This is a genomic window from Kocuria oxytropis (assembly GCF_040981195.1).
Lineage (GTDB): Bacteria > Actinomycetota > Actinomycetes > Actinomycetales > Micrococcaceae > Kocuria > Kocuria oxytropis.
Genome location: NZ_JAVFXA010000010.1, coordinates 61,063 through 75,335, shown reverse-complemented (window position 1 = coordinate 75,335; position 14,273 = coordinate 61,063). Strand labels below are relative to the sequence as shown.

At 74.8% G+C, this 14,273-nt stretch carries 15 protein-coding genes; 6 read left to right on the top strand and 9 right to left on the bottom strand.

Annotation, left to right across the window (positions count from 1 at the left end; genetic code table 11):
- The first annotated feature begins 1 nt into the window (after position 1).
- Positions 2-1,018, top strand: coding sequence for a permease prefix domain 1-containing protein (locus QYM41_RS11615; protein ID WP_368799897.1), 1,017 nt, complete (start codon positions 2-4; stop codon positions 1,016-1,018).
- 307 nt (positions 1,019-1,325) lie between these two features.
- Positions 1,326-1,853: an Lrp/AsnC family transcriptional regulator gene (locus tag QYM41_RS11610; protein ID WP_368799896.1), complete on the top strand. Its 528-nt coding sequence runs from the start codon at positions 1,326-1,328 to the stop codon at positions 1,851-1,853.
- Here the strand turns inward: QYM41_RS11610 and QYM41_RS11605 are convergent.
- The 6 genes from QYM41_RS11605 to ilvD form a co-directional block, all read right to left on the bottom strand.
- Complete coding sequence (locus QYM41_RS11605) at positions 1,828-2,151, bottom strand: hypothetical protein (RefSeq protein ID WP_368799895.1); 324 nt, start codon at positions 2,149-2,151, stop codon at positions 1,828-1,830. The genes QYM41_RS11610 and QYM41_RS11605 overlap by 26 nt on opposite strands.
- 125 nt (positions 2,152-2,276) lie before the next feature.
- The gene (locus QYM41_RS11600) at positions 2,277-2,813 is read right to left on the bottom strand and encodes a hypothetical protein (protein ID WP_368799893.1); all 537 of its coding nucleotides are present in this window, start codon (positions 2,811-2,813) and stop codon (positions 2,277-2,279) included.
- Positions 2,814-3,008: 195 nt separating this feature from the next.
- Positions 3,009-3,713 (bottom strand): response regulator, encoded by a 705-nt coding sequence (locus QYM41_RS11595; RefSeq protein ID WP_368799892.1) that lies wholly within the window; start codon positions 3,711-3,713, stop codon positions 3,009-3,011.
- Complete coding sequence (locus tag QYM41_RS11590) at positions 3,710-4,915, bottom strand: sensor histidine kinase (protein ID WP_368799891.1); 1,206 nt, start codon at positions 4,913-4,915, stop codon at positions 3,710-3,712. Before QYM41_RS11590 ends, QYM41_RS11595 begins: the two co-directional genes overlap by 4 nt.
- 12 nt (positions 4,916-4,927) lie before the next feature.
- On the bottom strand, positions 4,928-5,449 hold the full coding sequence (locus tag QYM41_RS11585; RefSeq protein WP_368799890.1) for a hypothetical protein: 522 nt from the start codon (positions 5,447-5,449) through the stop codon (positions 4,928-4,930).
- 199 nt (positions 5,450-5,648) lie between these two features.
- Positions 5,649-7,340 (bottom strand): dihydroxy-acid dehydratase, encoded by a 1,692-nt coding sequence (ilvD, locus tag QYM41_RS11580; RefSeq protein ID WP_368799889.1) that lies wholly within the window; start codon positions 7,338-7,340, stop codon positions 5,649-5,651.
- Positions 7,341-7,537: 197 nt separating this feature from the next.
- Between ilvD and QYM41_RS11575 the strand changes: the two genes are divergently transcribed.
- Together QYM41_RS11575 and QYM41_RS11570 are read left to right on the top strand one after the other, a co-directional pair.
- Positions 7,538-8,440 carry an SDR family oxidoreductase gene (locus tag QYM41_RS11575; protein ID WP_368799888.1) on the top strand — a complete coding sequence of 301 codons (903 nt, stop codon included), beginning with the start codon at positions 7,538-7,540 and terminating at the stop codon, positions 8,438-8,440.
- 36 nt (positions 8,441-8,476) lie between these two features.
- The gene (locus QYM41_RS11570) at positions 8,477-8,899 is read left to right on the top strand and encodes a ChaB family protein (protein WP_368799887.1); all 423 of its coding nucleotides are present in this window, start codon (positions 8,477-8,479) and stop codon (positions 8,897-8,899) included.
- Positions 8,900-8,912: 13 nt separating this feature from the next.
- Here the strand turns inward: QYM41_RS11570 and QYM41_RS11565 are convergent, their stop codons facing one another.
- A complete protein-coding gene (locus QYM41_RS11565; protein WP_368799886.1) occupies positions 8,913-9,665 on the bottom strand; it encodes a TSUP family transporter in 753 nt (250 codons plus the stop codon).
- A 131-nt stretch (positions 9,666-9,796) separates the two neighbouring features.
- Between QYM41_RS11565 and QYM41_RS11560 the strand changes: the two genes are divergently transcribed.
- A complete protein-coding gene (locus tag QYM41_RS11560; protein ID WP_368799998.1) occupies positions 9,797-11,587 on the top strand; it encodes a RecQ family ATP-dependent DNA helicase in 1,791 nt (596 codons plus the stop codon).
- On the opposite strand, the gene QYM41_RS11555 is transcribed toward QYM41_RS11560, so the two are convergent.
- Positions 11,569-12,126, bottom strand: a complete 558-nt coding sequence (locus tag QYM41_RS11555; protein WP_368799885.1) for a dihydrofolate reductase family protein — start codon at positions 12,124-12,126, stop codon at positions 11,569-11,571. The genes QYM41_RS11560 and QYM41_RS11555 overlap by 19 nt on opposite strands.
- Positions 12,127-12,358: 232 nt before the next feature.
- On the opposite strand from QYM41_RS11555, the gene QYM41_RS11550 reads away from it, so the two are divergent.
- Positions 12,359-13,588 (top strand): FAD-dependent oxidoreductase, encoded by a 1,230-nt coding sequence (locus QYM41_RS11550; RefSeq protein ID WP_368799884.1) that lies wholly within the window; start codon positions 12,359-12,361, stop codon positions 13,586-13,588.
- A 31-nt stretch (positions 13,589-13,619) separates the two neighbouring features.
- Here QYM41_RS11550 and QYM41_RS11545 read toward each other — a convergent pair whose 3' ends face one another.
- Entirely contained in the window at positions 13,620-14,165 is a 546-nt protein-coding gene (locus tag QYM41_RS11545) for a TetR/AcrR family transcriptional regulator (RefSeq protein ID WP_368799883.1), read from the bottom strand.
- Between the last annotated feature and the right edge of the window lie 108 nt (positions 14,166-14,273).

Here is a 14,273-nt window from a genome sequence, read left to right as displayed (position 1 = left end):
CGTGTCCGCCAGCACTCTCACCCCGCGCACCGAGAGCTATCTCCAGGAGGTCGCCCGGCGCCTTCCGCCCCGAGCCCGGGAGGACGTCTCCCGGGAGCTGCGGGGCACCGTCGCCGACATGGTCGACGACGGCGTGGCCCGGGGGCTCCCGCCGGCCGAGGCCGAGCGCCGGGCCCTCGAGGAGCTGGGCGACCCCGCCCTGCTGGCCGAGGACTACGGTCCCGGTCCCCGGCACCTGATCGGTCCCGCCCACTACCACGACTTCCGCGAGCTGCTGAGGGTGCTGGTGCCCGTCCTGGCCGGCGTCTTCGGCGGGCTCACCCTGCTCGGCCGGCTCTTCGGGGAGGCGGGGCGCGAGGACCTGGTGACGTACCTGGCGCTCTCCCTGGCCCCCGCCGTCGGCGCCGCCATCCAGGGCGCGCTCATGGGGGCCGGCATCGCGGTGGTCGTCTACGCCGTGGTGGAGCGCACGGAGGCCGCGGAGGCGGCGCGGCGCGGCGCCCCGGGCGCTCCGGAGTCCGACGCGGAGCAGGCGCCGCGCTGGAGCGTCGACCGGCTGCCGCCGCCGCGCCCCGAGCGCGACTCGACCGTCGGGGAGCTCGTCTGGGCGACCATCGGGCTGGGGCTGGCCTTCGCCGCGCCGTTCCTGCTCTCGCGCCCGCTGCTCCGCGAGGGCCCGCTCGCCGGGGAACCCCTCCTCGACCCGGCCGTGTGGACGCCGTGGGTGCCGCTCTACCTGGGGCTCCTGCTGCTCGCCTGGGGGTGGGAGCTCCTGCGCTTCCACCGTCGCCGCTGGTCCTGGGCGCTGTTCGGGGCCAACGCCGTGCTGGACCTCGCCATGGCCGCCCTGCTCATCACGGTGCTGCGGACCGAGTCCGTGGTCAACCCGGTCTTCCGCGAGCGCGGCTGGGTGGGGGGTGAGTTCGCGCAGATCGGCGTCGCGGTCGTGGTGCTCATCACCGTGTGGGACCTCGTGGCGACCTTCCTCGCCTGCCGCCGCTCCCTGGGGCGGTCCTGAGCGCGGGGCGGTCCGGGCGGCAGGGGCCGAAGGGGCGTCCTGCCGCCGGACAGCGCTCGGCCCGCGGGAGCTCCTCGGAGCTCCCGCGGGCCGGGAGAGGGCCTCTGCCGCCGCAGGGTGCCGGGCGGTGCGGGACGCAGGTCGCTTCGTGGGCGACCGGCGCCGGCCGGGATGCGCGGAACCGGATGAGGCGGCGCACCGTGTGATCACCAGTTGACACGCTGGTCGGCACCGTGCGCAAACGTCTACTCTCGGACTGGTCAGATCGACCGATTTCGTGCGGGGAAGAGGGTGTGCTGTGGTCAGCATGACGAACGGAGGCTCCGGCGGGTCCGCGCTGGACGCGACGGACCGGAAGATCCTGGCCGCGCTGGACGAGGACCCCCGCATGACGGTGCTGGCCCTGGCCCAGCGCACGGGTCTGGCACGCGGGACGATCCACGCGCGGCTCGAGCGCTACCGGGCGAGTCCCGCGCTGCGCCCGCACAGCACCCGGGTGACGCCCGCGGCGCTGGGCTACGGCATGGCCGCGAGCGTGGCGGTGGAGCTCGACCAGCACCAGCTCGACGAGGCGATCGCCGGCCTGCGGTCGATCCCGCAGGTCATCGAGGTGTTCGCCCCCGCCGGGCAGACGGACCTGCTGTGCCGGGTGGTGGCGAAGGATCCCGAGGACCTCTACCGGGTCTCCGAGGAGATCCGGCTGTGCCCCGGCATCCTGCGGACCTCCACGAGCATGTTCCTGCGCACCGTCATCCCGTACCGGGTGGCGCCCCTGCTGGCCGGGGAGCAGCCGCCGGGCAGGGCCGGGGTCAGTTCCGGGCGGCGGCGCCCATGACCTCGGCCCGCAGCCGGTCCAGGTCCACGGCGTCGCCCTCGTGCAGGCCGTGCGTGCGGACCCAGGCGCGGGCGCTGAGCATGATCTCGTCGTAGTGCTGGTGGGTCTCGCAGTGGGCGGCCCCGATCCGGGCCTGGGCGCGGTGGTCGCGGCAGTCCTCGGTGAAGGAGATGACGGCCACCGGGCTGAGCGCCAGGCCCACCACGCCGCGGACGGCCGCGATGGTGCGCCCGTGGAACGTGTCGCCGGGGCCGAGGTCCCAGGCCCGGGCGGTGGGGTGGTGATGGGTGAGGTCCATGATCGGCTCGCGTGCTGGGAGGGAGGCCTCCCCGGGGCGCAGCAGCGCCGGGGACCGCCTCGGGGGACGGGGAGGACAGGGGCCCCGGGGGCCGGCCGCTGCGGCCGGCCCCCGGGGCCGAGCGGTCAGTGACCGAGGTGGGTCCAGTGGCTGGTGTCCTGGTACCACTGCGACCAGTGGTGGCCGTTGTGGTAGCGGTACTTGACCACGTGGTAGACCTTCTCGGCGCCGTGGTGGCCGAGGTGCCGGTAGTGCCCGCCGCCCCACGCGCTGCCCCAGAAGAAGTGGTGGTCGCCGCCGGTGTAGTGGTGGTGGCCGTAGTGGTCGATCGCGTAGCGGTACTGCTTGACCTCCACCTTGTAGCCCGGGTGGCACTTCACGTGGAAGGGGTACTTGACGACCTTCTTCCCGTGGTGCCACGTCCAGGAGGGCTTGTGGGCGTCGACCGAGCAGTGCTTCTGGTGCGGCGTCTGGGACGCCGTCGCGAGCACGGAGGCCTGCGTGGAGGCGTCCTGTGCGGGAGCGGCCTGGGCGGGTGCGCCCAGCAGGGGGAGAGCCCCGGCGGCCAGGGTGAGGGAGGCCAGGGAGAGCACCGCCCTGCGGGCGTGGCGGCGGGCGCCGGCCGGCTGCGGGACTGCGGACGAGGTGGTGTCGATGGACATTTCGGGTCTCCTGCGGACGAGGAACTTCGGGGGTGCCGGCGGTTCCCTCCCGGGGTCCGAAAGGGGAACGTCTCGAACCGACAGGACAAGATTCGCAGTGGGGGACCCTGCCGGGCGTCCACCCCGGAGATGAACTCCGGCGTACACCCGGGGTGGTACGCGCGGGAGGGGCACAGGGTCCCGAGGACGCCGGGATCAGAAGCTGTCGGTGGGCTTGACGAGCCCGCTCTTGAACGCGGCCGTGACCGCCTGGGCGCGCTCGCTGACCCCCAGCTTCAGGAAGATCCGGTGGACGTGGGTCTTCACGGTCGCCTCGCTGAGGAACAGCCTCTCGGCGATCTGCGCGTTGGTCAGGCCGTGGGCGACGGCCACCAGGACCTCCCGCTCCCGCCGGGTCAGCTGCTGCAGCTGCTCGGGCGGCGGGGCGGACGGGTCGGGGTGCCGGCTGAACTCGGTCAGGAGCCTGCGGGTCACGTCCGGGTCCAGCCAGCCCCCGCCGCGGGCGAGGGAGCGGACGGCCTCCGCCAGGACCTTCGGCGCGGAGCTCTTGAGGATGAAGCCGGAGGCTCCCGCGCGCAGCGCGGCGTGGACGGCGGCGTCCTCGTCGAAGGTGGTCAGCATCAGGACGGTGGCGACGTTCGGCACGCGGTCCAGGAACGCGTCGGACGTGAGCACCCGGGTGGCGGCCACCCCGTCCGTGCCGGGCATCCGCACGTCCATGACCACCACGTCCGGCTGCAGGCGGGCGGTTTCCTCCACGGCCGCCTCGCCGTCGGCAGCCTCGCCGACGACGATCAGGTCCGGCTCGGCCGTGAGCAGCATCGCCAGACCGGAGCGCACCATCGCCTCGTCGTCCACCAGCAGCACCCGCACGGGTGCCGGTTCCGCGCCCCGGCTCATCCGGTGCCCTCCCCGCGGCCGGGGGCCGCCGCGGACTCCTGCTGCGCCGGTCCGCGCGCTCCCGCGGGCAGCCGGGCGGAGACCAGGTACCCGCCGTGCGGGTCGGGCCCGGCCGTCACCTCGCCGCCCACCGCCCGGGCGCGCTCCGCCATCCCGCGCACCCCGTGCCCGGTCGACAGCCGCCCCGAGAGCCGGCCGCGGGCCCCGGAGCCGTCCGTGCGGACCGACAGCTCGAGCTCACGGGCGCCCCAGTCGAGGCCGACCCGGACCACGCGGTCCGGGTCGGCGTGCTTGACGGCGTTGGTCAGGGCCTCCTGCGCGATGCGGTAGGCGGCCTCGTCCGCCGCCGGGTCCAGCGCGCCGGGCTCGCCCGAGACGCACAGCTCCACGTCCCGGCCCGCCGCGCGCAGCTGGTCGAGCAGGCCGTCCAGGCGCTGCAGGCCGGCGGGCTCGGGGGCGGGGCGGGCCGGCGCGGGGGAGAGCAGGCCCAGCATGCGCCGCAGCTCCGTGACGGCCTGCTCCCCGAGCTCGTCGACCTGCCGCAGCGCCGCCCGGGCCCGGTCCGGGTCACGGTCCATGACGCGCTCGGCCCCGGCGGCCTGCAGCACCATGAGGCTCACCGCGTGGGCCACGACGTCGTGCAGCTCCCGGGCGATGCGCTGGCGCTCCTCGGCCTCGGCCCGGGCGGCCGCGAGCCGGGCCACGAGCTCCCGCTGGGCCACGCTCCACCGGACCCACCGGCCCACCCCGAGCACGACCAGGTGGGCCACGGTGAGGAACAGCGCCGCGACGAGGAACGCCGCGACCCGCATCGACGGGTCGGTGGTGTCCTGCACGGTGGCGTGCACGCTCGTGGCCACCGGCAGGAACGCGGCCGCCAGGCCGAGGGCCGCCCGCCGGGCCGAGCAGTGCGCGGCCACCGCGAACAGGGCCAGCCAGACGCAGAAGATCGGGTGGAACTCGAAGCCGAGCAGGGAGACGCCCGCGGCGCCCGCCGAGACCAGGAGCAGCACCGTCAGGGGCCGGCGCCGGCGCCAGAACAGGGGCAGGTACAGCAGCGCAGCCGAGAGCACCACCGCCCACGGCGGGACCAGGCCCGGGCCCGCCGTGCGGTCCCAGGTGATCTGCAGCTCGATGCCCCACAGCACCGGCACCGCGGCCAGGTCCAGGGCCAGGCGCGAGGGGTGCCTCCGTGGTCTCATGGGGCCTCCCGCTCAGCTGCACACGGACCTGCCGAAGACGGTGCAGATCCACATCCGCTCGACGGGAGGGGCGGGCAGGCGGCAGTCCTCGACGAGCGCGTGGCGCCGGATCTCCTCCCACGCCGCCACGGGGCGCAGGGCGTCCTCGGCGCACTCGGGGAGCTCCGCGGGCCGGGCGCCCAGCGCCGTCTCCACCGCGGAGCAGAGCTCGGCGCCCGTGGCGAGCCGGCGCTCGGAGCCAGCCCCCTCCGGGGGGCCCTGCGCGGGACACCCGGAGGGGTGCTCGAGCCGGATGCCCGTCATCTCGGACTCCGGGTCGTGCTGGACGCCGTGCAGCTGGATCCGCGCGATCCGGATCCGCTCGACCTCGTCCGCGCGCCCCGACGCGACCCGGGAGATCAGCACCTCGGGATCGACGTCCCGCCCCAGCCAGTCCGGCGGGCCCTGCACCAGCACGTAGTCACTGTCCACCAGGCGTCCCCACGCGAGGTGTCCCTCGACGGCGTCGGGTGCTCGCGCGTTCTGGACGGACACCAGCGTCCGGAATGCTGTCTCGAGTTCCGCCATGTCGAGCCCCCCAGGTCGTGCGGCAATTCTGCCCGTCCGCCCACGTCAAGTCCATAGTCGCCGCCCACCTCACGATCGTGGGCGGCGGCTCCGGAGGGCTCGCCCCGCGGGTCGCGCGGGGTTCCCGTCCGCGCCGCGGACGGGAACCCCGTGCGTGCCGGCGGGCTCAGCCGGTGACCGCCCCGACCGAGGCCGAGCGCACCAGCTTGACGTACTTGCCCAGCACACCGCTCTCGTACTGCGGGCGCAGGGGGGACCAGCCGCTGCGGCGCTCGGCGAGGTCCTCGGCGTCGACCAGCAGGTCCAGGGAGCGGGCCGCCAGGTCCACCCGGATCCGGTCGCCGTCGCGCAGGAACGCGATGGGCCCGGCGTCGACGGCCTCCGGGGCGATGTGGCCGATGCACAGACCCGTGGTCCCGCCCGAGAACCGCCCGTCGGTGAGCAGCAGTACGTCCTTGCCCAGGCCCGCGCCCTTGATCGCCCCCGTGATGGCCAGCATCTCCCGCATGCCGGGGCCGCCCTTGGGGCCCTCGTAGCGGATGACGAGCACGTCCCCGGCCCGGATCTCGCCGGCACCGAGGGCGTCCATCGCGGCCTGCTCGCGCTCGAAGACGCGGGCCGGACCCTCGAAGACCTCGGCGTCGAAGCCCGCGGACTTCACCACGGCGCCCTCCGGCGCCAGGGAGCCGTGCAGCACCGTGATCCCGCCCGTGCGGTGGATGGGGTTGTCGAGGGTGCGGATCACGTCGCCGTCCAGGGGGTCGGGGTCCAGGGCGGCGAGGTTCTCGGCGACCGTGCGGCCCGTGACGGTCAGGGCGTCCCCGTGCAGGAGCCCGGCGTCCAGCAGGGCCTTCATGACCACGGGGATGCCGCCGTGCCGGTCGACGTCGTTCATGACGTACCGGCCGAACGGCTTGAGGTCCGCGAGGTGGGGGACGCGGTCCCCGATCCGGTTGAAGTCCGCCAGGGTGAGCTCCACCTCCGCCTCGTGGGCGATGGCCAGCAGGTGCAGGACCGCGTTCGTGGATCCGCCCAGGGCCATGAGCACGGTGATGGCGTTCTCGAAGGCCTCCTTCGTCAGGACGTCCCGCGCCGTGATGCCCTGCCGGAGCATCTCGACGACGGCCTCCCCGGAGCGGTGGGCGAACTGGTCGCGCCGCCGGTCCGCCGAGGGCGGGGCCGCGGAGCCGGGCAGGCTCATGCCCAGGGCCTCGGCCACGGACGCCATCGTGTTGGCCGTGTACATCCCGCCGCAGGCGCCCTCGCCCGGGCAGATGGACCGTTCGATCCGGTCGAGGTCGTCCCGGCCCATGAGCCCGGCCTTGCAGGCCCCCACGGCCTCGAACGCGTCGATGAGGGTGACGTCCTTCTCGGTGCCGTCGGTGAGCTTCACCCACCCGGGGGCGATGGTCCCGGCGTAGAGGAACACCGAGGCGAGGTCCAGCCGGGCGGCGGCCATGAGCATCCCCGGCAGGGACTTGTCGCACCCGGCCAGCAGCACGGAGCCGTCCAGGCGCTCGGCCTGCATCACCGTCTCCACCGAGTCCGCGATGACCTCGCGGGAGACCAGAGAGAAGTGCATCCCCACGTGCCCCATCGAGATCCCGTCCGAGACCGAGATCGTGCCGAACTGCAGCGGGTAGCCGCCGCCGGAGTGGACGCCCTCCTTGCAGCCCTGGGCCAGGCGGTCCAGGGACAGGTTGCACGGGGTGATCTCGTTCCAGGAGCTCGCGATGCCGATCTGGGGCTTCTCCCAGTCGGCGTCGCCCATGCCCACGGCGCGGAGCATGCCGCGGCTGGCGGTCGCGTCGATGCCGTCGGTGACCTGGCGGCTGCGGGGCTTCATGTCGGGGCTCATGCGGTCTCTCCCGGGTGGTCGGTGCGCAGCGGGTGCGCGGGGCTGGGCGTGCCGTGAACCTATCAACGGAACTCGAGGAGCGTCGAGGGACGTCCACCGCCGGGACGACATTCGTGCCGTCCGGGGGAAGACACAGCGGCCCCGGGCTCCTAGGGTGGGGGAAGGAAAGATAAGCAACCTGATCGAAGGAGCCCGACATGCCCGAGGCACCCGTCTCCCAGCACGCCCGTGCGATGGCCGACGCCGAGGGCGGGATGCCCGAGCAGCAGCAGACGCCCCCGGGACTGACCGCCGCCATGGACCCCGTGCCCGACCACGGCGAGGCGTCCTGGGAGGGCCGGGGCCGGCTCGAGGGGCTCAAGGCCCTGATCACCGGCGGGGACTCCGGGATCGGCCGGGCCGTGGCGATCGCCTTCGCCCGGGAGGGCGCCGACGTCGCGATCGCCTACCTGCCCGAGGAGCAGGAGGACGCCCAGGACGTGGCGGGCTGGATCGAGAAGGCCGGTCGCACGGCCGTCCTGGTCCCGGGCGACGTGCGCGAGGAGCAGGCCTGCCAGGACATCGTGGACCGGGCGGTCGAGGGCCTCGGGGGGCTCAACGTGGTGGTGAACAACGCGGGCTTCCACTGGGCCCGCGGGGAGGCGGGGCTCCGGGGGCTCGCCACGCAGGACCTCGAACGGGCCGTGCGCACCAACCTCTACGGCACGCTCTGGATCACCCGGGCGGCGCTGCCGCACCTCGGCCGCGGGGACAGCATCATCACCACCACGTCTGTGCAGGCCTACGACCCCTCGGTGTCGATGCTCGACTACGCCGCCACGAAGGCGGCCCTCAACAACGTCACCGCCAACCTCGCCGCCGAGCTGGGCCCCGACGGCATCCGCGTCAACGCGGTGGCCCCCGGGCCCGTGTGGACCCCGCTGGGACCCGCCACCAAGGAACCCGGGGCGGTCGCGAACATGGGCAAGGAGACGCCCCTGGGCCGGATCGGCCAGCCCGCCGAGCTGGCCGGCGCCTACGTCTTCCTCGCCAGCCCGGCCGAGGCGAGCTACGTCAGCGGCATCGTCCTCGGTGTCACCGGCGGCATGCCCGTCTTCTGAGCTGACCCCCCCGCACCCCGATGGAAGGAGCACCCCGTGCCCAAGACCGGCAAGGACGACCACGCCAAGAAGTCCGAGCTGCCCTCGACCCTGCAGCGCTCGGGGCGGAAGGCGCAGGACACGTTCGCCAAGACCTACGACTCCGCGCTCGAGGAGTACGGCGAGGAGGAGCGGGCGGCGCGCACCGCCTACAGCGCGCTCAAGCACACGCACGAGAAGGTCGGCGACCACTGGGAGGCCAAGGAGGAGTACGGGCCCTCCGACGAGCACGCCGCGGGCGGCCGGGACTCGCGCGCGGAGACCGCCGGCGGGGTCGACGCGAACTCCTCGAAGCAGCACCTGTACGAGGTGGCGAAGCGGCTCGGGGTCGAGGGGCGGTCCTACATGACCAAGAAGGAGCTCGTCGACGCGATCCGGAAGGCCAACGACACCGCCACGCGCCGGGCCCGCGAGGACTGACGGGCGGCGGGGCTCAGAGGACGCCCAGCAGCCCGCGCACCAGGGTGATCGCCCCGCCCAGTCCGGCGAGGACGAGCGCGACCGTGCGCGCGGTGCTCAGCGGCACGCGGCGGGCGACGACCCCGCCGATCCGCACGCCCAGCACCACCGTGAGGACCACGCCGGGGGCCACCCACCACGGCGGCACCCCGCCCGTGCCGGCCGCCCCGAGAAGGGTCTTGGTGAGCACCGACAGGGCGCCCATCGTCATGAACACGGGCTGCAGGGTCGCGGCGAAGGAGCGCTGCTCCCAGCGGGCCAGCCGGGAGTGGATCACCATCACGGGCCCGGCCACCCCCGCGGTGGTGTTGAAGAACCCCCCGATCGCCCCGGCGAGCACGGTGGGCAGCCGCCCGGGCCACTCCGGCAGGCGGGGGAGACCGAACATGGTGGTCAGGGCCAGCAGCACCACACCGCCCACCACCACCTGGAGCCAGGCGGCCGGCAGCTCGCGCACCACGAGGGCCGCCGGCACGGCGCCCACCGCGGCGGCCGGGGCGATGAGGGCGAAGCGCCGCCAGTCCACGTGGCGCCACACCGAGAGCATGATGAGGAACCCGGAGACGGTCGTCGTCGCGTTCGTCACGAGCACCCCCGTGGCGGGGCCGAGCAGCAGGGCCAGGGTCGGGGCCACCACGAGGCCGACCCCCGTGCCCGAGACGCGCTGCAGGACCGAGCCCACGAGGATGGCGAGGGCAGCGACGACGATGATCTCCACAGGTCCCATTCTGTGCCCCCGTCCGTCCGGACGCGGACCGCACACGTCCGGGGCGGGGAAGTTCCCGGATCCCCTCGGTGCCGTTGCTGTCGTGGCCGGTCCCCCGAGGGGCCGGATCGGAGGAGAGGGGCACGGTGGGCATGCCGGCGGACCGGGCCGGTGACGGCGGGCGCAGCAGCCCCGGCGGCGGGACCGCCCAGGAGGGCGGCTCCACCCCGGGGCGCCCCGGCGAGCACGTCTCCAGGGCCCGGCTCCGGGAGGTCGCGGCGTCCCGCTTCGGCATCGAGCAGTTCCGGGAGGGGCAGCTCGAGGCGATGGAGGCGGCGGCCACCGGCCGCGACGTCCTGGCCGTGATGCCCACCGGGCACGGCAAGTCCGTGATCTACCAGGTCCCGGGCTCCGTCCTGCCCGGGACCGCCGTGGTGGTCTCCCCGCTGATCGCCCTCCAGCACGACCAGGTCGAGGCGATCAACGAGGACCTCGGGGCGGAGGTCGCCTTCGCCGTGAACTCCGCCGTGGGAGCGCGCCGTGAGCGTGCCGCCTGGGAGGCCGTGGCGCGCGGGGACGCCAAGTTCCTCTTCCTCGCCCCCGAGCAGCTGGCGCGGGAGGAGACGACGCAGCGGCTCGCCGCGCACCCGCCGTCCCTGTTCGTGGTGGACGAGGCGCACTGCATCTCCTCGTGGGGCCACGACTTCCGCCCCGACTACCTGGTGCTCCGGGAGGCGGCCGAGCGGCTGGGGCGCCCGCCCGTGGTGGCCCTCACCGCCACCGCGTCCCCGCACACCCGGGCCGAGATCGTCGAGCGGCTCGGCCTGCGCGACCCCCTGGTCCTGGTGCACAGCTTCGACCGGCCCAACATCGAGCTGCGCGTGGTGCGCCACCACCGGTCCTCCGACAAGCGCCGGGCGGTGCTCGACGAGGTCGCCGGGCTCGTGGGCCCGGGGCTGGTCTACGTCGCGACCCGCAAGGAGACCGAGGACTACGCCGCCGCCCTCGCCCGGCGCGGTCTGCGTGCCGAGGCCTACCACGCGGGGCGCCGGCGCGCCGAGCGGGCCGACGTGCACGAACGGTTCCTCGGCGACGAGCTGGACGTGGTCGTGGCCACCACCGCGTTCGGGATGGGCATCGACAAGCCGGACGTGCGCTTCGTGGTGCACGCGGACATCCCCGACTCCCTGGACAGCTACTACCAGGAGATCGGCCGCGCCGGCCGGGACGGGAGGCCGGCCCTCGCCGTGCTGCACTACCGCTCCGAGGACCTGGGGCTGCAGCAGTACTTCGCCGGCGCCGCCCCCGAGCCGGAGGACCTGGACCGGGTCTTCCGTGCGGTCCGCCGGCACGGGCCGGTGCGGGCCCGGGAGCTGCGCGGGCACACCGGGCTCGGACCCCGCGCCCAGGCCCGGGCCCTGCACCTGCTCGAGCACAGCGGCGGCGTGCTCACCGGGCGCGAGGGCTGCCGCGCCGCGCCCGGCGCCGACCCGGGGACCGCCGTCGCCGCCGCGCTCGCGGAGGCCGAGGCCCGGCACCGGATCAACCGGTCCCGGATCGACATGATGCGCGGCTACGCCGAGACGGACGGGTGCCGGCGGGACTGGCTGCTCAACTACTTCGGCGAGGAGACCGACGGCTGGTGCGGCAACTGCGACACCTGCGCGGAGACCGGCTCCGCCGCCGAGGCCGCCGAGCGGGCCGCCGCCACCCCGCACGGCTGGGAGATCCAGACCCCGGTGACCCACCGGGAGTGGGGGCACGGGATCGTCATGGGCGCGGAACCGGACCGGATCACCGTGCTGTTCGACTCGGTGGGGTACAAGGAGCTGTCCCTGCGGCTCGTCGAGGAGCACGAGGGCCTGCTCGAGCGCGTCCCGGAGGAGCAGCCGGCGGACGAGGACGGTGGGCACCGAGGGGCGGGTCAGCGCACGACGTCGTAGACGGTCTTGAGGACGCCGTTGGCGTAGGCCTCGTGCTCCACCAGCTCGAGCGTGCGGAACGTGTCGGCGGTGTCGTCGAAGAGGCGGCGGCCCGCGCCGAGCAGCACGGGGAACACCAGCAGGTGGTACCGGTCCACGAGGCCCGCGGCGGCGAGGCCCTGGGCGAGGGTGGCGCTGCCGTGCACGAGGATCGTGCCGTCGACCGTGGCCCTGAGCTGCGCGACCTCGTCGAGGGAACGCAGCACGGAGGTGTGGTGCCACTGCGGGTCCTCCAGGGTGGAGGAGACCACGTACTTCGGCATGGCGTTGTACTCGGCGAACTCCTCCATCGACGGCCAGACGGGGGCGAACTCGTCGTAGCTGACCCTGCCCATCAGCATCGCGGCCGCCTCCTTCTGCTCCCGGTCCTTGAGCTCGTAGGCGGCCTCCTCGTAGGGGACGTGCCGGAAGGTCCAGCCGGCGTGCGGGTGCGGGCCGCCGCCGGGGGAGTCGACGACGCCGTCCAGGGTGATGAACTCGGTGACGATCAGCTGGCCCACGGGAAACTCCTGTCGGTGGGGTCGGTGCTCCTGCCTGTGGTGTCCACTCTGGCGTGGGCGCGAGGCGGTGGGAAGGGTGCACGGCGAGAACCCGGGGTCCGGACGCGGTGGGGTCCTGCGCGGCCGGTGGACGGCAGGGCGGGGTGCCGGCCGCCCCGGCCCCTTGCGCGGGCGGCACCCCGGTGGGACCCTCGGCAGGGACAGCGGTTCGGCGAGGGCCCGGGAGGCACCGGTGGCGGCGGAGCAGGCGGCGGAGCGGCAGGTGCGGACCACGTGCTGCGTGGTGGGCGGCGGCCCGGCCGGGCTCATGGCCGGGGTGCTGCTGGCGAGGCAGGGCGTGGACGTGGTCGTGCTGGAGAAGCACGCGGACTTCCTGCGCGACTTCCGCGGCGACACCCTGCACCCCTCCACCCTGGAGGTGATGGCCGAGCTCGGCTGGCTCGAGGACGTCCTGGCGCTGCCCCACACCCGGGTGGAGCGCGCCACCGTCTCCCTCGGCGGGGAGGCGGTGGTGGTCGGCCGGTTCGACCGCCTGCCCGTGCGCTGCCCCTTCATCGCGTTCCTGCCGCAGTGGGACTTCCTGGACCTGCTCGCCGAGAAGGGCGAGGCGCTGCCCGGCTTCCGGCTGCTGCGCTCCACGGCAGCGGACGGCCTGCTCGTCGAGGACGGCCGGTGCACCGGCGTCACCGCGCACGACGACGACGGGGTGCCGGTGCGGGTCCGGGCCGAGCTGGTCCTGGCCACCGACGGCCGGGACTCCGTGCTGCGGGCGGCGGCGGGACTGTCCCCGGTGGCCTCGCCCTCCCGGATCGACGTCCTGTGGTTCCGCGTGCCCCGGGCCGAGGGGCAGGAACAGCCGCTGTTCAACGCCGGGGACGGCGCGGTGGTCGCCCTGCCGCGCACCGGCTACTGGCAGGCCGCCATGATCGTGCGGGCCGGGGAGCACGAGGCGCTGCGCGCCCAGGGGCTGGAGGCCTTCCGGGACCGGGTGCGCTCGCTGGCCCCCGGGCTGGGGGAGGGGCTCGCCACGATCGAGGACTGGGAGCAGGTGAAGCTGCTGCGCGTGCGCGTGGACCGGCTGCGCCGCTGGTGGCGGCCCGGGATCCTGTTCCTGGGCGACGCCGCCCACGCCATGTCCCCGGCCGGGGGCGTGGGCATCAACCTCGCGATCCAGGACGCGGTCGCCGCCGCGAACCTCCTGGGGCCGCGGCTGCTGCACGGCGGGGTGCGGGAGCGGGACCTCGCCCGGGTGCAGCGGCGGCGGGCGTGGCCGGCACGCGCCACCCAGCTGTTCCAGCTCGTCCTCGCCCGCCGGCTGGTCCCCTCCCGGCCCGGCCGGGAGCCCCGGCCCCCGGTGCCGCTGGGGCTCGTGCGGGCCCTGCCGTTCCTGCCCCACCTGACGGGACGGGCCATCGGCCTCGGCCTCCGGCCCGAGCACGTCCGCCACCGGCCCCACCGCTGACGGGCGCCGGCCCGCCCCGCGGGCGCGCCCCTCAGGGGCGCGGGCTGAGCCGGTCCACCGCGGCCAGCAGGTGCTCCAGGATGGTGTGCCGCTGCGCGCTGGCGTCCGGCAGCAGCCCGATCGACGCGTTGTGGTAGAGCCCGTCACCCATCTGCTGCACGGCGGTCGCCACCACCGGGTCGCCCACGTCCGCGAGGATCAGCTCGTACCACGCCTCCTCGAGGCGCTTGAGGGCGGCCCGGGCGTTCTCGTCCCCGGCCTGGACCAGGCGGGAGGCCACGATCAGGGCCCGGTCCAGCCGGCTGTCCTCGAACAGCGACGTGACGAGGAAGTAGCGCGCCGCCCCGTCCGGGGCCGACGCCATGCCCTCCAGGTCCAGGCGCATGAGCTCCTCGAGCCGCTGCAGCGTGGCGTCCACGAGGGCCTGGCGGTGCGGGAAGTGGTAGAGCAGACCGCCCTTGGACACGCCGGCGGCGGTGGCGACGGCGTCGAGGGTCGCGGCGCGCTCGCCGTCGTCGAGGACGATCTGCTCGAAGGCGGCCAGGAGCTTGTCCCGGGCCACGGGTGGGCGCGGCATGTGAGGAAGACCTCCCTGGATCGGACGTGGTGCCCATTGTGCCAGCCCCCACATAACTGTACCGTCTAGACGGTACAGTTAATGCGGCTGTCCGCTCCCGATCCGTCT